The organism is Arthrobacter sp. E44 (genome assembly GCF_041877125.1).
In the GTDB taxonomy this organism is placed as follows: Bacteria; Actinomycetota; Actinomycetes; order Actinomycetales; family Micrococcaceae; genus Arthrobacter.
This window is the reverse complement of record NZ_JBHDJA010000006.1, coordinates 144,698-158,651: the sequence shown is the minus strand read 5'-3', so window position 1 is coordinate 158,651 and position 13,954 is coordinate 144,698. Positions and strand designations below refer to the sequence as shown.

The window sequence follows — 13,954 nt, the reverse complement described above, 5'->3', positions numbered from 1 at the left end:
CCGATGCTTGACGCCGACATCCGGCACACGCTAGAAAGTAAGCAGCCTTATTATTTGTCGATTCTGCAAAAGAGTTCTGCAAAAGGAGGACCTGACATGAGTGACAAGCCCGGTAACCAGACACCGAACACGCCCGATGTGAGCGAGACGGAACTGCGCAGCATGAAGGTGGATGAGCTCCGCAAGGAGGCCAGGGAAGAACACATCGCCGGCGCTTCGGACATGCGCAAGGAAGAGCTGGTGAAAGAGGTGGCCAAGGCCCGGCAGGAGGACCACGACGGCGGGCGGAAGGAAGCTTCCCGCTCCGGCTCAGGGAACTCCGGGCGGTCCAGCAGTGGCAAGGAAGGCAGCGGCAAGGAAGGCCGTGACGAGCCCGGCAACCAGACCCCCAACACCCCCGACGTGAGCGAAACCGAGCTGCGCAGCATGAAGGTGGATGAACTCCGCAGGGAGGCCCGGGAAGACCACATCCCCGGCGCCTCCGGCATGCGCAAGGAAGAGCTGGTGAAAGAGGTGGCCAAGGCCCGGCAGGACGGTGCCAGCGGCGGAGGCAGCCGGAATGAGGACGCCGGCGGAGACTCCGAAGACTTGGGCGCCGGCCCCGACGGCGGCAAGGTCCGCTACGGCGATGACTCGTCCAAGTCGCTGAAGTACTCGCAGGAAATCACCTCCACGGAGGAGCAGCCCGAGCGCGAAGGCCGCAGCCTGGCAACCACGCACCATGAAGTCATCAGGCAGTGGGCCGAAGAACGCGGCGGTGTCCCTGCCACAGTCGAGGGCACCGAGCATGGCGACCACCTGGGTGTCCTGCGCATTGATTTCCGGGATCGGGACGCCGACCTTCGCGAAGTCAGCTGGGAGGAATGGTTCAAGACGTTTGACGACCGGCGGCTGAACTTCATCTACCAGGAAGAGCGGACGGACGGGAACCAGTCCAACTTCTTCCGACTGGAGAACCCGGAGCGTGAAGACGCCTAGGGGCAACCGCACCACATTGAGCGGATCATGCAGGAGGCGCCATCGCTGTTGCGGTGGCGCCTCCTGCATGTCCAACAGTCCTAGAGCCGTGTATCAAACGACCCGCAGAACACGTTCTCGTTGAATGTTCCCTGGAACTCCGATTTGCCTTGGATCTTCTCTACGGCGGCCCGGATTGCTTCCCGTGTTCCCGCGTGGGCGTGGATGGCGGTCCTGACCATGGGCACGTCGATCAGGTGGTTCGGCTGGTTCAGGGACACAAACACTGTGGGCACTTCCGTGACGTACCAGGGGATCTCGGCCGCCATGGGAGACGACCATTTGATCCGGATGGCAGCCTCCTGCGCGAAGCCTTTCACGTTGGCGAAGACAAAGGCGGCGTCGTACTTTTCCGCGTAGTCGCCGGTGGCCTCCTCTGCCAGGACCCGCATAAAGTTCATCCCGGCCTCCCCGGCCGCTTCGCGCTGCTCAGCGGTCCGGAACAGGTGCACCTGGAACCCGGCAGCTTCCAGTTCCTCCTTCACCACCTCGAGGTAGGCCAGCGGATCGGCCCGGGTAAAGTCTGCCCCGCCGGAGATGCCGTACAAGCGGATCCGGGGATGCGTCGCAGGCGTGATGGGCAGGTTACCGGCCGTGTCCTTGACCAGCGTCACCGTCTTGTCTGCAATCTCAGCGGCTACGGCACGGTGCTCAGCAGACCCAATAACGGCAAGCGCCTCGGCAGGCGGAACCAGCTCATCAGCAGATTTCCGGTGCAGCCCCAGCGACGCCTTCAATCCCAGGATCCGTCGCAGCGCATCATGCAGCCGCTGCTCGGTGATGATCCCGGACTTGTAGCCGTCCATCATGTACTGGAAGTCCTCGGCGGGGTTCCGGAAGAACAGGAACATGTCACAGCCCGCCGCGATGGTGGCAGGCACCAGGTCCTTGCGCCTCATGGCCTGGGTCAGCCCAACCATTTGCGAAGCATCGGTGAGCACCAGGCCGTTGAACCCGAGTTCCCCGCGCAGCAGGTCCTGCAGGAGTTCCGGGGACAACGTGGCAGGCAGGACCTCGGAGTCGGACAGCCCGGGCCGGAAATGCCGGGATACCTCAGGCGCCCCGATGTGGCCGGCCATGATGGACTGCACGCCATGCGCAATCATCTCCCGGTACACGTGTCCGTACGTCCGGTTCCACTCCTCGTAGGGGAGGGTGTTGTAGGACGTGACCACGTGCTGGTCCCGCTCATCCATACCGTCCCCCGGGAAGTGCTTCACGGCGCATGCCGTGGGTGATTCGCTGATGCCGTCGAAGTACTCCTTGGCCCGCTCCACCACAACTTCCGGCGTGTTGCCGAAGGAGCGCGTGGAAATGACCGTGTTCCGCCAGTTGTAGTGGATGTCCACGATCGGTGCGAAGGCCCAGTTGCAGCCCAGGGCCGCCGTCTCCACCCCGGCCACCTGCCCCATCTGCCGGGCAATGTTCTTGTCCGGATGCGAGCCCGCCTGCAGATGCGTGGATACGAACGTTCCGTCGTCGCAGCTGCCGGCCCCGCCCATCTCCGGATTGGACGCAACCAGCAACGGAATCCGGGACTTGGACTGCGCGTAGCGGATGTGTTCCTGCACCGCAGCGGACGGACCCGGACGGTAACGCATGCCGCCCACGTGGTAGTTCTCCAGCACCCCGTCAAGGTACTCGGGTGAGTAGTCGTTGTTGTGGTTGATGAACAGCTGCCCGATCTTCTCCTCGAGCGTCATTGCACCAATGGTGCCCTCCACCCAGGCGACCGCGTCGTCGTCGAGATTGAACGGGGTGGCGGCCAGGTCGACGTCGAACTGCCGCGGCCGGCTGCCCTGTGCCCCCGTGGGAGAAGGTACGACGGCGGCAATCCAGTTGAGTGCCCCGGCCACGACTTCCGGGACGGGCGCGGCGATGTCCACCACCACGCCGCGCTCGTCCTCCTGCAGTGGTTCGAGGGTGGCGAGCTGGGAGTCCAGCAGCGCGGGTGGCATGAAGTGCCCGGCCCTGCCGCCCACACGCTGGGCGAGGACCTCCTTGCTGCCGTTCAGGTGCAGGAAGATGGTGTCCGGAGCCTGTTCCCGGATGGCGTCCCGGTAGGTTCGCCGCAGCGCGGAACAGGCCAGGACCAGCCCGCTGTCCCCGGCGGCAGCCAGCTCGCGGCCCACGATCGTCAGCCAGGGCCAGCGGTCCTCGTCGGTCAGCGGATGGCCCGCCGCCATCTTGGCCACGTTCTCCACGGGGTGCAGGGAGTCGCCATCGAGGAACGGGACGCCGAGTTCGCGGGCCACGAGGCCGCCAACCGTTGTCTTGCCGCAGCCGGAGACCCCCATGACCACAACACGGGGTTTGGCAGGGGTGGGGTTGTTGTTGTTCACCGAAATTTTCCTTCTCACCCGTGTGGGCAGTTTTCAGCCGTGGGCATTCTTACCGGCCGCGGGCCGGTTTCACCAGTCGTGGACGGTGCCGTCGACGAGGCGGTTGTAGGGCAGGTAGGCCTGCTGGTACGGGTAAGCTGCGGCGGCTTCTTCGTTGAATTCCACGCCGATGCCGGGCTTGTCGCCCGGGTGCAGGTACCCGTCCACGAACGTCATGGACTGCTCGAACACCTCGTTGGTCTTCACCGAATGCTGCATGTACTCCTGGATCCCGTAGTTGTGGATCGCCAACCCCACGTGCAGCTGCGCCGCGAACCCCACCGGGGAAATATCCGTCGGCCCATGGAACCCGGACTTGATCTGGTACTGCGCGGCGAAATCCATCACCTTCTTCAACGGGGAGATCCCGCCAAAGTGCGTGGACGCCGCCCGGACGTAATCAATCAGCTGCTCCTTGATCAGCGTCTGGTAATCCCACACCGTATTAAAGATCTCCCCGATCGCCAGCGGCGTCGTGGTGTGCTGGCGCACCAGGCGCAGCCCCTCCTGGTTCTCCGCCGGCGTGCAGTCCTCCAACCAGAACAGATCATAGGGCTCCAGGGCCTTGCCCAGCTTCGCCGCCTGGATCGGCGTCATCCGGTGATGCCCATCATGCAACAACGGGATCTCCGGACCGAACTCATTCCGCACCGCCTCAAACACCGAAGGCAAATGCCGCAGGTACGCCCTGGTGTCCCAGTCCTCCTCCACCGGGAACGCACCCCGGCCCGCCGGCTCATAGTCATACCGCTCCCCCGACGCCTGGGCCTGCGCCGCGACCCCATACACAGCCTTGATGCCTGGAACTGCGGTTTGGATCCGGATCGACTTATACCCCAACTCCAAATGCTCGCGCACCGAATCAAACAACGACTCAATATCGGCCCCCGAGGCATGCCCGTACGCCCGCAACCCGCTCCGGGAAGCACCACCGAGCAACTGGTACACCGGCATCCCTGCCAGCTTGCCCTTGATATCCCACAACGCCATATCCACCGCAGCGATCGCCGCCATCGTCACCGGACCCCGCCGCCAATACGCACTCCGGTACAGGAACTGCCACGTATCCTCAATCCGGTGCGGATCCTTCCCGATCAACAACTGCGCCACATGCTCCCGCAGATACGCGGCAACCGCCAGCTCGCGACCGTTCAGCGTGGCGTCCCCAATACCGGTCACACCATCCTCGGTGGTGATCCGGAGGGTGACGAAGTTCCGGGACGGACTGGTCACAAACACATCGGCGGCAATGATTTTCATGGGATCTAACTGTTCCTTCCGGAAGTGAAAAAGCAGGGTCTAAAGAGGTGACGGGGTGGCTGTCTTGGCTGCGATGGATCCGCACAGCCCGTGCACCAGGGAAACAATGTCGGAATCATCCGCGATCTCGGCACTCACCAGGCGGAGAAGGGCCTGGACCCTCCCGTTGCCCTCAAGGGCGTTGGCCGCGTGGATGTCCTCGGCCAGCGGGTCCTGGAAGTCCTGGGTGGCGGCCACGTAGTCAATCCATGCGGCAAGCATCAGGGCAGCCCCGCTGCCGGTTCGGCCGCTGGCCCGCTCCGCCGTGAGGACGGGCACGGCGCGCATCCGCAGCTTGGTGGTGGCGTCGGCCGCGATCTGGGCAAGCCGGTGGGCGATCCGGGCATTTCCAAACCGCTCCAGCAGCGCCTTCCGGTACGCAGGGATGTCCAGCCCGGCCGCCTGCAGGTGGTGTGCGGCCTCGTCCCAGAAGTCCTCCACGGCCTTCCGGCAGGCGGGATCGGCCAGGGCGTCGGCCACGGTGGCGTGCCCGCGCAGCTGCCCGGCGTACGCCAGGATGGAGTGCGAACCGTTGAGGAGCCACAGCTTGCGGTTCTCATAGGGCTCAATGTCGGCAACAACGACGGCGCCGGCGTCCTCCCAGCGCGGACGTCCAGCCGGGAAATCCCCGCTGAGCACCCAGTTCCGGAAAGGTTCGGCCACCACGGGCGAGCTGTCCGTGTAGCCGCACTGTTCGGCGACTTCAGCGATGTCCGCCTCGGTGGTCCGCGGGGTGATCCGGTCCACCGAGGTGCTGACGAAACTGACATTCGCCCCGACCCATTCGGCCAGCCCGGAACCCCATCCGGATGCCAGTCCCAGGACGGCGCGGCGGGCAACCTCCCCGTTGGCGGACAGGTTGTCACAGCTGACGACGGCGATCGGTCCCGCCCCGCTGTCCCGGCGCCTGGCGAGGGCCAGCACCAGGCGTCCCAAGGGTGTGCCGGGCACTCCCGCTTCCCCGGACGCCGCCGCCGACAGCGCGCGGAGGTCATCCGCCACACCGGGAGCGCCGCCGTCGAACGTTCCATCTGCCGCAAGCCCGTACGCGGCCTCGGTGATGGTCAGCGTGACCACCGCCGTCTCCTCCGCCGCGACAAGCTCACAAAGCCGGGCGATGTTGGCTCCGTCCACCGCTTCCACGATGCTGCCGATCACTTCGAAACTGTCCCCGTCTGCCGAACGTTCCACCAGCGTGTAATGGCAGTCCTGGGCCGACAGCGCTTCTGCGGCGGCCGGGCGCCGGCCGGTAAACGCCGCGATCCCCCACTCCGCGGCGTCAGGGGCGTGCTGTGTGTACCAGGCCTGGTGGGAGCGGTGGAATGCCCCCAGGCCGAGGTGCACGATGCGCACCGGAGGTTGGGGCATGGGCTTCAGGCTGCGGTCCAGGACAGGAAGTGAGCCCGGTGCAGGCGGGGCGGCGTTCACAGCTTGAACACCCGCCGTGGTGATGCGTCGATGATGTCCACGATGAGTTCGTGTGCCCGTTCCTCGGTGATTCGATGTTCTGCCACCAGCCGGGCCAGGAAGGATGCCTCGATCCGCCGGGCCGTGTCATGGCGGGCGGGGATGGAGCAGAACGCCCTGGTGTCGTCGATGAAGCCCGAGGACCGGGAGAACCCTGCCGTCTCCGTGACCGCCGAACGGAAGCGGAGCATGGCGTCCGGCGCGTCCAGGAACCACCACGGAGCGCCAAGGTAAACCGAAGGGTAGAACCCGGCCAACGGAGCCAGTTCGCGTGAAAAAACCGTCTCATCGAGGGTGAACAGGACCAAGTGGAAGTCCTTCGCCGTCCCGAAATCCTGCAGCAGCGGGCGCACGGCCTCGGTGTAGTTCACGGCAACCGGTATGTCGTGGCCGGTGTCCGCGCCGAAGGCCTCGAACGTGGGCGTGTGGTGGTTGCGGAACGAACCCGGGTGGATGGTCATGACCAGACCGTCCTCCACCGACATCCGCGCCATCTGGTAGATCATGTGCGCCTCGAAGGCGTCCCGGTCCGCAGCACTCGCCTGGCCCGTCCGGCCGCACTCGAAAAGCCGCTCCGCTTCGCCGTCGTCCAGTTTCAGCGTGGTGGGCGTGAAGACGCCGTGGTCCGCGGACACCGCGCCGCGCTCCACGAAGTGGCGCCGGCGAGCCTCGAGGGCCTTGATGTAGCCGGCGTAGCCCGAGGCGCCGTCCCCGGCAGCTCCGATGAGGCGCTCCACGTTGTCCTGCCAGGCCGGGTGCGCCATGTTCAGGTACTGGTCCGGCCGGAACGTGGGCAGCACGCGGGCGGCGAACGAAGGGTCCGCCTGCAGCGCGGCATGGCTGTCAAGCGAGTCAAGGGGGTCATCGGTGGTGGCGAGCACCTCGATGTTGAATTCCTTGAACAGCTCCCGCGGCCGGAAACCCGGCTCGGAGAGTTTGGCCTGGAGTGCATCGTAAAGCCGGTCGGCGTTGTCCTTGGACGGCTCCTCCGCCAGGCCAAAGACGTGGGCAAACTCCTGCCGGATCCAGTAGCCGGACGCCGTTCCTTCAAAGTTGGGCCACGCCTCGCAGAAGTGGCGCCAGACCTCCCGTGAATCAGCAGGCTGATTGCCGAGCCCCAACTGGTCCATGGGCACCCCGCCGGCGTGGATCAGCCTGGTGACGTAATGGTCCGGGGTGACCAGGAGCGCGGCGGGATCGGGAAAGGGCGTGTTCTGCTCGATGACTGCCGCATCCACATGCCCATGCGGGGAGATGATGGGCAGCCCTTCCACTTTCTTGAAGAGCGACCGCGCGATGTCCCGGACCCCGGGATCGGCCGGCAGCAGCCGGTCCGGGTGGTCCGCTATTGGCTGTGCCATGGTCAACGCCTTCCTGCCGCGACGGAGAGCCCTGCCAGGGCCGCCGTGGAACGCAGGTAATCGAGGTTGTCCGCGGTCCGTTCGGCCAGCGGGAGTTCGGTGGAGAAGTCCTCCACAGTCACCCACCCGTCATAGCCAAAGGCCGCGAGCGCCTTGAAGTACTGGAGGACACTGCCCTGCCCTGACCGGAGCGGAGCCCACTCGTTGCGGTAGACAGCCGCGCCGGACTCGTCGATTTCTCCGCTGTTGACCCACAGCGCGTTCTTGACGTGGACGTGCGCCAGGTAGTCGCCCAGGAGTTCGAAGGCGGGGAGGTAGTCCTCCTGGCCTTCGATAAGCAGGTTGCCCAGGTCATGGATGACGCCCACGTGCTGCGGATCCAGTCCGTCCAGCAGCCGCAGGGCGGAGGATGCCGAAGCGGTGATGGTCCGGTGGTGGAGTTCCACCAGCGCCTTCACTCCATGGTGTGCTGCCCGCTCGGCGATCCATTCAAAGTCACGCCGGGCTGCCGCGAAGAGCTCCGGGTAGGGCGTGCCGCTGGCCGGTTCGTTGCCCCAGGCTGCCGTCCCGAGCGGAAGCGTGGTGACACGAACCTTTTCCGCGCCCAGCTTGGCCGTGGCTGCCAGCATCCGGTCCACGTCAGCGTGGTTGTCACACCGGGCGTACCCTCCGATGCCGGAGAACTCCAGGCCGGCCCCGCTGGTGAGGGTGGCGAGCCGGTCCAGGTGGTCCTCCATGCCGGTGAGCGGGATGGTGGCCCTGTTGCCGGCCCAGAAGCCTGGCGCATCTGCTTCTGCCTGGTCGGTGATGCGCCATTCGACGCCGTCCCAGCCCTGGTCGGCGAGGTGCTTCACTGCCTCTTCGGGAGCCCATTCGGGGGTTGATGCCGTAAATACTGAAAACTTCATGGTGTCAGGCGCTTTCTGCCGCACTGCCGGTGCGGACTTCAAGGTCGTTGTACTTGCCTGCAAGGACGTCGTCGAAGAGGACGGGCTGGCCGAGGGTGGCCGAAACGTAGACGGAGCGCACGGCCGCGAGCGCGTTGACCGCGTCACTGACGGTGACGCCCGGCTGCCGGCCGCCGGCGATGGCGGCAAGAATGTCCCGGTACTGGCGGACGTGCCCGGCGGGGTACGTGGTGGGGTCCGCGGCTTTGTAGTCCTCCACCGGGTACTTGGCCAGTTCCTGTTCGGCCTGGTTGCCGCCGCCCTGGAGGCCCATGTCCGCGGACTCGCCGCCGGCGTCCTTGCTGTGGAAGTACTGCAGCCGGTCGTTGTCCACCACGGCGGATCCTTCGGATCCCATGAGCTGGACGCGGACAGTCAGCCCGGGGTAGGCGGCCGTGGTGGCGTGCAGGACTGCCAGTCCGCCGTTTTCGAAGGTGACGGTGGCTACGGCGGTGTCCTCCACTTCGATCCGTTCATGGGCCAGCAGGGCGGTGTGCGCGTGGATCTCCACGGGGCGCCCCATGAACCAGAGGAGCAGGTCAACGGTGTGCACGCCCTGGTTCATCAACGCACCGCCGCCGTCCATGGCCCACGTGCCGCGCCAGTCGCCGGAGTCGTAGTAGCCCTGGCTGCGCCACCATGCCACCGATGCGATGGCTGAGGTGAGCCGGCCGAAACGTCCCTTGGCGATAGCGTCCGCCACAGCCACGCTTGACTGGTCGAACCGGTGCTGGCTGATGACCGAGGCAACGACTCCCTTTTCCGCGGCTTCCTTTGCGGCGGCCTCGATTTCCTGGGCCCGGGTGAGGTCCACGTCGAGGGGCTTTTCGATCACCACGTGCTTGCCGGCGGCCAGGACCTCCAGTCCCTGCTGGATGTGAAGGCCGCTGGGCGTTGCCAATGCGACAAGGTCAATGTCCTGCGCAGCAAAGGCCTCCGCCTGCGAGGTGTACAGCGCGGGCCGTTCCCCGCCCTGCTTCTCGATGAAATCGGCAAGCGCTTCGGCTGCCGCCGGAATGGCGTCGACGAGGGCGACGATCCGGGCCTCCGGGAAGGACTGGAGGGCTACGGCGTGGGTGCGGCCGATGACGCCGCATCCAGTAATGGCTACGTTCAAGGTGCTCATGCGGTCTGGACTCCTGCGTCTGCGGTGACTTTTGCGAAGGCTCGGGCTGCGATGCCGAAGGCGGTGGGGCCGGAGAACCCGCCCAGCCCATGGGCGCCCGCAAGGTGCGGTTCAAGGGAGGCGAAGCCCTGGTACCCGTCGGCTTTGAGTGCTTCCACGGTCCTGAGCAGGTCACCGTCTCCCTCGCCGGCCGGCGTGACGTGGCCGTTCTCGAACAGTGCATCCTTGACCTGCAGGTATTCCAGGTACGGGCGCAGTTTCGTGTATGCCTCGTCGAAGGGCTTGACCCCCACCTGGACGAAGTTTGCCGCGTCCCAGGCAACCTTCAGGGCGGGCGAGTTGACGGTCTCGATGATGTCCAGGACCCGGTCCGGAACATCCCCGAAGATGTCCTTCTCGTTCTCGTGCAGGAGGATCACACCCGCTTCCTCCGCCACATCGGCGAGGGCCCGCATGCGCTCCATGACAGCGTCGCGGATGCTTTCCACCTGCACGGACTCGCCGTAGTAGAAGGAGAAGATGCGGATGTACCTGGCGTCCAGGACCTTGGCCGCATTCACGGCACGGCGCAGCCGCTCCACTTCGTGCTCCACCGGGAGGCTGACGTCCACCTTGCCAATCGGGGAAGCGATGGCCGAAACCTTCATGCCCTTCTCCGACAGCAGGGACGCGAGGGCCTGGAGCTGATCGTCGCTGAGGTCCACGATGTTGGTGCCCCACGCGCTGCGGACCTCGATGTGGTTGGCGCCGAGGGCCTGCAGCACTGCGATCTGGACTGCGGGGTCGTCGTCGATCTCGTCGCCGAAGCCTGACAGCTGCCAGGTGACCTGGGTGGTCGAAACCATGGTTATTTAACTCCTCCGGCGGTCAGCCCGCCTACTAGGTAACGCTGGAAAATCAGGTAGAGAATGACCACCGGTGCGGCGCACACCAGGGCTGCCGCCATCATCTGGCCGTAGAAGGGAATGGCGCCGCCTTCCTGGGAAGCACCAAAGATTTGAAGTGCGACGGCGGCCGTCTGGCTTTCGGGGCGCGTCATCACCGAGGCGAACAGCACGTCGTTCCAGCCGAGCAGGAACGCGAAGATGCCGGAGACAACGATGCCGGGCCAGCTGAGCGGCAGGATGATGCGGAAAAGGACTCCGACGTTGGACGCGCCGTCGATCCTTGCTGCTTCTTCGAGTTCCTTGGGGAGCCCGCGGAGATAGGTGACCATCACCCAGGTGGAGAACGGCATGGCGAACGTCAGGTAGGTGACGAAGAGGCCCCACTGGGTTCCGATGACCTGGATCCCCAGATAGGTGGCGGCCGAGGAAAACAGGACGAAGACCGGCAGCACCATCAGGGTGCCGGGCACGGACTGCAGGGCCAGCAGGCCACGGAGGATGGTCAGCCGGCCGCGGAAGGTGTAGCGGACCAGTACGAAAGCGGTGGAGATGGACATCGCGGCGGAAACCACAGCGGTTGCGCCCGCCACCAACACACTGTTGGTAAGGCCGGTGGCCAGGCCCACGCTGGTCCAGATCTTTGAGTAGTTCTCGAACGTGACTGTCGATGGCCAGAACTCGCCGTTGGCCACGCCGATGTCCGAGTTCACCGAGGCCAGGAAGATGTACAGCACCGGGATCAGGACCAGGGCGCCCAGGAACACCAGGACGAAAATCAGCAGCGGGGTCGGGAGCAGCCGCAGCACCTCGTGCTGCCGGTGCGAGCCCGGACGGTCGATGTCAGAGGCTGGGGCACTCCGCCGGGTGGCTGTCGTGGTGCTCATTTCTTTGCTCCAGGTGTTTCGGCGTCGTCAAGCTTGACGGCACGGAGGTAGACGAACAGCGGAATGGCGATGAGCACCAGGGAGATGAAGGCCATGGCGGCGCTCAGGCCAAAGCGGAAGCTCTGGAAGCTGGTGACGTAGGTCAGGATGGGCAGGACTTCGACGTCGGCCGGGGCCGGAACACCGAACAGCACGAACGGAAGGGTGAAGTTGTTGATGTGGTGCAGCATCCCGATCAGGAAGGCCAGCGACAGCGGGCCTTTCAGGTAGGGGAAGATCACGTACCGCAGCTTGTTCCACCACAGTGCCCCGTCCAGGGCCGAAGCTTCATGTACTTCGTGGTCCACGGACTGGAGGCCAGACAGCGCCAACAGGTAGATGAACGGCCAGGAGGCCCATATCTGGACCAGGACCAGTGTCCAAAAGGTCTGCGGCCCGTTGAGCCACAGCCCGACGTGAATGCCCACGGTGGCCAGGGCCTCGTCCACGATTCCGCCGGGCTGGAGCATGGTCCGCCAGACGGTGGCCACCACGAAGGATGGGAGGACGTACGGGATGAGGAAGATCGAGCGGATCACTGCCCGGCCCTTGAACGCGTTCTGCGTGGCAACCGCGGCGGCAATGCCCAGCGGCAGCGTCACCACCATGGCCAGCAGCGAGTAGCTGACACTGAGCCAGACGGCGTGCAGCAGCGGCGAAGCTGTAATCGCTTCAACGAAGTTTTCCACTCCGATGATCGGCGCGCTGATCCATTTCCGCAGGGTGTACTGGTCCAGGTTGAGGACCGACATGTAGATGCCCAGCAGGAGCGGTACCACGATGATGATGATCATCAGGGTGCCGCCGGGGATAAGCATCCAGAGGGGGCGGTTTCGTTCGCTCAGGCCTTTGCGGCGCAGTCCGCCCTCGTGGCCGTGCTGCTGCCCGGAATCGGGGACGTTTTGGGGCGCCCGGCCCGCGGCGGTATCTGCCGCGGGCCGGACTTCATGTGAGGCGTCGGTTGACATCAGAACTTATCCTTTGGAGGCCCGGTCCAGGGATGCCTGGCCCTTGTTCTGGGCGTCCTTGATCCTTTGTTCGAGGGCGGCCTCGTCCACCTTGCCGGCGGCCAGGTCAGGAACGGACTGGACGGTGACGTTGAGCAGTCCCAGCTGGATGTCGCCCCAGGCACCGGTGAACGGCGTTGCCTTGGATTTGGCAGCGGCATCGGCCAGCGGCTTCAGTTTGGGATCCGTCAGGCTGGCAAGCGCCTCGGCGTTCGCGGGCAGGTCACCGAAGGTCTTCTGGTAGTTCAGCTGCTCTTCCTTGGACGTGATCAGCTTGATGTACGCGAAGGCCAGGTCCTTCTGCTTGGAGTAGTCAGCCACCACCAGGTTGTCGCCGGACAGGATGCTGGCGGCATCGCCGTCGGACTTGGACTGGGTCTCACCCGGTGCGATGGTGGGCATCAGGGTGTATTCGTACTTGCCCGCAACTGCGGACTTGTCGAGGGTGGGGATGGAGCTGGACGTGGTCATCATCAGGTAGCCGGCCTTGCCGCTGGCGAAGGCCGCCACAGCGTTGCTGTTGCTCCAGCCCACGGACGCGGGGTCAACAACCTTGTCCTGGGTCAACCAGCCGAAGTAGGTCTGGTAGGCCTTCTTGACCGTGGGGTCATCCATTCTCAGCTTGTTGCCGTCCACCAGCGGGTTGCCGGCCTGCACGGACATGGCCCAGATGAACTTCCAGGGATCGTAGTTGTCCTTGTAGCCGGTGGCGATGCCGTAGGTGTCGCCGTTGGTCATCTTCTTGGCCTGGGCTGCCAGCTCATCCCAGCTGGTGGCGGGCTTGTCGATGCCTGCCGCTGCCAGCAGGTCCTTGTTGTAGGCCATGACGAAGGGCCGGCTGACGAACGGGATGCCGGCCAGGTGGTCCTTGTCCGGGCCCGAGATGCCCAGGGCGGCCTGGTTGAAGCGATCCTTGCCGCCAACTTTCTTCCAGTCGTCATCGGAAAGGGTGACAAACGCCTTGGTGGCGTAGGCCGTGGGGGTGAATGTTGTGCCAAGTCCGTAGATATCCGGGCCCTGGCCCGATACCACCGACGTCTGGATGCGGGTGAGCTCATCGTTGGCCGAAGCGAAGGTTTCAAACTTTACGTCCGCGCCGGTCTCAGCCTTGAACTTGGCCGCTATATCGCTCTGCCACTGCTTCTGCTGCTCGGGGTACTGGCTCAGGACGCCCACCAGGACGTTGAGCGTCTTGCCCGTACCGTCCACCTTCCCATCGGCGTTGGTGGAGCCGCCCCCTCCGGAACCGGAGCCTGATCCGCAACCGGTCAGGGCGAGTGCTGCAGCCGTGACAATCGCCGCGAGCCCAGTAGTCGATTTAAACCTCATTGTTTTTCTCCTCTAGGACACCCGCATGGCCACATCCGTCCTGTGGCGGAAATCACTGCAGGCGACTCGAAAGCCAGTCTAGGAAGACGGCAAGCCGGTGGCAAGCGGTTGCCAAAAGTTGCCATAAATGCTCAGATAGGTGCATCAGGCATCCAGCGGCGAGTAGCCTTGGAGGCCCCACTTGGCCGGCGATTCCGGTCCGCGAGGAAA

At 65.0% G+C, this 13,954-nt stretch carries 11 protein-coding genes; 1 reads left to right on the top strand and 10 read right to left on the bottom strand.

From position 1 onward, the window contains the following. The first annotated feature begins 96 nt into the window (after nucleotides 1-96). The gene (locus ACETK3_RS07775; RefSeq protein WP_306970940.1) at nucleotides 97-978 is read left to right on the top strand and encodes a Rho termination factor N-terminal domain-containing protein; all 882 of its coding nucleotides are present in this window, start codon (nucleotides 97-99) and stop codon (nucleotides 976-978) included. A gap of 80 nt (nucleotides 979-1,058) precedes the next feature. On the opposite strand, the gene ACETK3_RS07770 is transcribed toward ACETK3_RS07775, so the two are convergent. The 10 genes from ACETK3_RS07770 to ACETK3_RS07725 all read right to left on the bottom strand — a co-directional run bounded on the left by ACETK3_RS07770 (nucleotide 1,059) and on the right by ACETK3_RS07725 (nucleotide 13,744). Then, nucleotides 1,059-3,314 (bottom strand): gluconokinase, GntK/IdnK-type, encoded by a 2,256-nt coding sequence (locus ACETK3_RS07770; protein ID WP_306971004.1) that lies wholly within the window; start codon nucleotides 3,312-3,314, stop codon nucleotides 1,059-1,061. A gap of 114 nt (nucleotides 3,315-3,428) precedes the next feature. Continuing rightward, entirely contained in the window at nucleotides 3,429-4,658 is a 1,230-nt protein-coding gene (manD, locus tag ACETK3_RS07765) for a D-mannonate dehydratase ManD (RefSeq protein WP_236821212.1), read from the bottom strand. Nucleotides 4,659-4,697: 39 nt separating this feature from the next. Then, nucleotides 4,698-6,065 carry a mannitol dehydrogenase family protein gene (locus tag ACETK3_RS07760; protein WP_306968784.1) on the bottom strand — a complete coding sequence of 456 codons (1,368 nt, stop codon included), beginning with the start codon at nucleotides 6,063-6,065 and terminating at the stop codon, nucleotides 4,698-4,700. 56 nt (nucleotides 6,066-6,121) lie between these two features. Continuing rightward, a complete protein-coding gene (gene uxaC, locus ACETK3_RS07755) occupies nucleotides 6,122-7,525 on the bottom strand; it encodes a glucuronate isomerase (RefSeq protein WP_236821210.1) in 1,404 nt (467 codons plus the stop codon). 2 nt (nucleotides 7,526-7,527) lie between these two features. Beyond that, complete coding sequence (locus ACETK3_RS07750) at nucleotides 7,528-8,433, bottom strand: sugar phosphate isomerase/epimerase (protein ID WP_236821209.1); 906 nt, start codon at nucleotides 8,431-8,433, stop codon at nucleotides 7,528-7,530. Between the two features lie 4 nt (nucleotides 8,434-8,437). Continuing rightward, a complete protein-coding gene (locus ACETK3_RS07745; protein WP_236821208.1) occupies nucleotides 8,438-9,598 on the bottom strand; it encodes a Gfo/Idh/MocA family protein in 1,161 nt (386 codons plus the stop codon). Beyond that, entirely contained in the window at nucleotides 9,595-10,443 is an 849-nt protein-coding gene (locus ACETK3_RS07740) for a sugar phosphate isomerase/epimerase (protein WP_236801017.1), read from the bottom strand. Before ACETK3_RS07740 ends, ACETK3_RS07745 begins: the two co-directional genes overlap by 4 nt. 2 nt (nucleotides 10,444-10,445) lie before the next feature. Next, the gene (locus ACETK3_RS07735; protein ID WP_236801016.1) at nucleotides 10,446-11,369 is read right to left on the bottom strand and encodes a carbohydrate ABC transporter permease; all 924 of its coding nucleotides are present in this window, start codon (nucleotides 11,367-11,369) and stop codon (nucleotides 10,446-10,448) included. Next, entirely contained in the window at nucleotides 11,366-12,376 is a 1,011-nt protein-coding gene (locus ACETK3_RS07730) for a carbohydrate ABC transporter permease (RefSeq protein WP_236801015.1), read from the bottom strand. The genes ACETK3_RS07735 and ACETK3_RS07730 overlap by 4 nt, the downstream gene beginning before the upstream one ends. A 6-nt stretch (nucleotides 12,377-12,382) precedes the next feature. Then, the gene (locus ACETK3_RS07725; RefSeq protein WP_236801013.1) at nucleotides 12,383-13,744 is read right to left on the bottom strand and encodes an ABC transporter substrate-binding protein; all 1,362 of its coding nucleotides are present in this window, start codon (nucleotides 13,742-13,744) and stop codon (nucleotides 12,383-12,385) included. Between the last annotated feature and the right edge of the window lie 210 nt (nucleotides 13,745-13,954).

Bases quoted from the DNA above. Each gene is read 5' to 3' on its own strand.
- ACETK3_RS07735 (WP_236801016.1), bottom strand. From the start codon at position 11,369: ATGAGCACCACGACAGCCACCCGGCGGAGTGCCCCAGCCTCTGACATC.
- ACETK3_RS07725 (WP_236801013.1), bottom strand. From the start codon at position 13,744: ATGAGGTTTAAATCGACTACTGGGCTCGCGGCGATTGTCACGGCTGCA.
- ACETK3_RS07730 (WP_236801015.1), bottom strand. From the start codon at position 12,376: ATGTCAACCGACGCCTCACATGAAGTCCGGCCCGCGGCAGATACCGCC.
- ACETK3_RS07770 (WP_306971004.1), bottom strand. From the start codon at position 3,314: ATGGGGGTCTCCGGCTGCGGCAAGACAACGGTTGGCGGCCTCGTGGCC.
- uxaC (WP_236821210.1), bottom strand. From the start codon at position 7,525: ATGGCACAGCCAATAGCGGACCACCCGGACCGGCTGCTGCCGGCCGAT.
- ACETK3_RS07760 (WP_306968784.1), bottom strand. From the start codon at position 6,065: ATGCCCCAACCTCCGGTGCGCATCGTGCACCTCGGCCTGGGGGCATTC.
- ACETK3_RS07750 (WP_236821209.1), bottom strand. From the start codon at position 8,433: ATGAAGTTTTCAGTATTTACGGCATCAACCCCCGAATGGGCTCCCGAA.
- ACETK3_RS07775 (WP_306970940.1), top strand. From the start codon at position 97: ATGAGTGACAAGCCCGGTAACCAGACACCGAACACGCCCGATGTGAGC.
- ACETK3_RS07740 (WP_236801017.1), bottom strand. From the start codon at position 10,443: ATGGTTTCGACCACCCAGGTCACCTGGCAGCTGTCAGGCTTCGGCGAC.
- manD (WP_236821212.1), bottom strand. From the start codon at position 4,658: ATGAAAATCATTGCCGCCGATGTGTTTGTGACCAGTCCGTCCCGGAAC.
- ACETK3_RS07745 (WP_236821208.1), bottom strand. From the start codon at position 9,598: ATGAGCACCTTGAACGTAGCCATTACTGGATGCGGCGTCATCGGCCGC.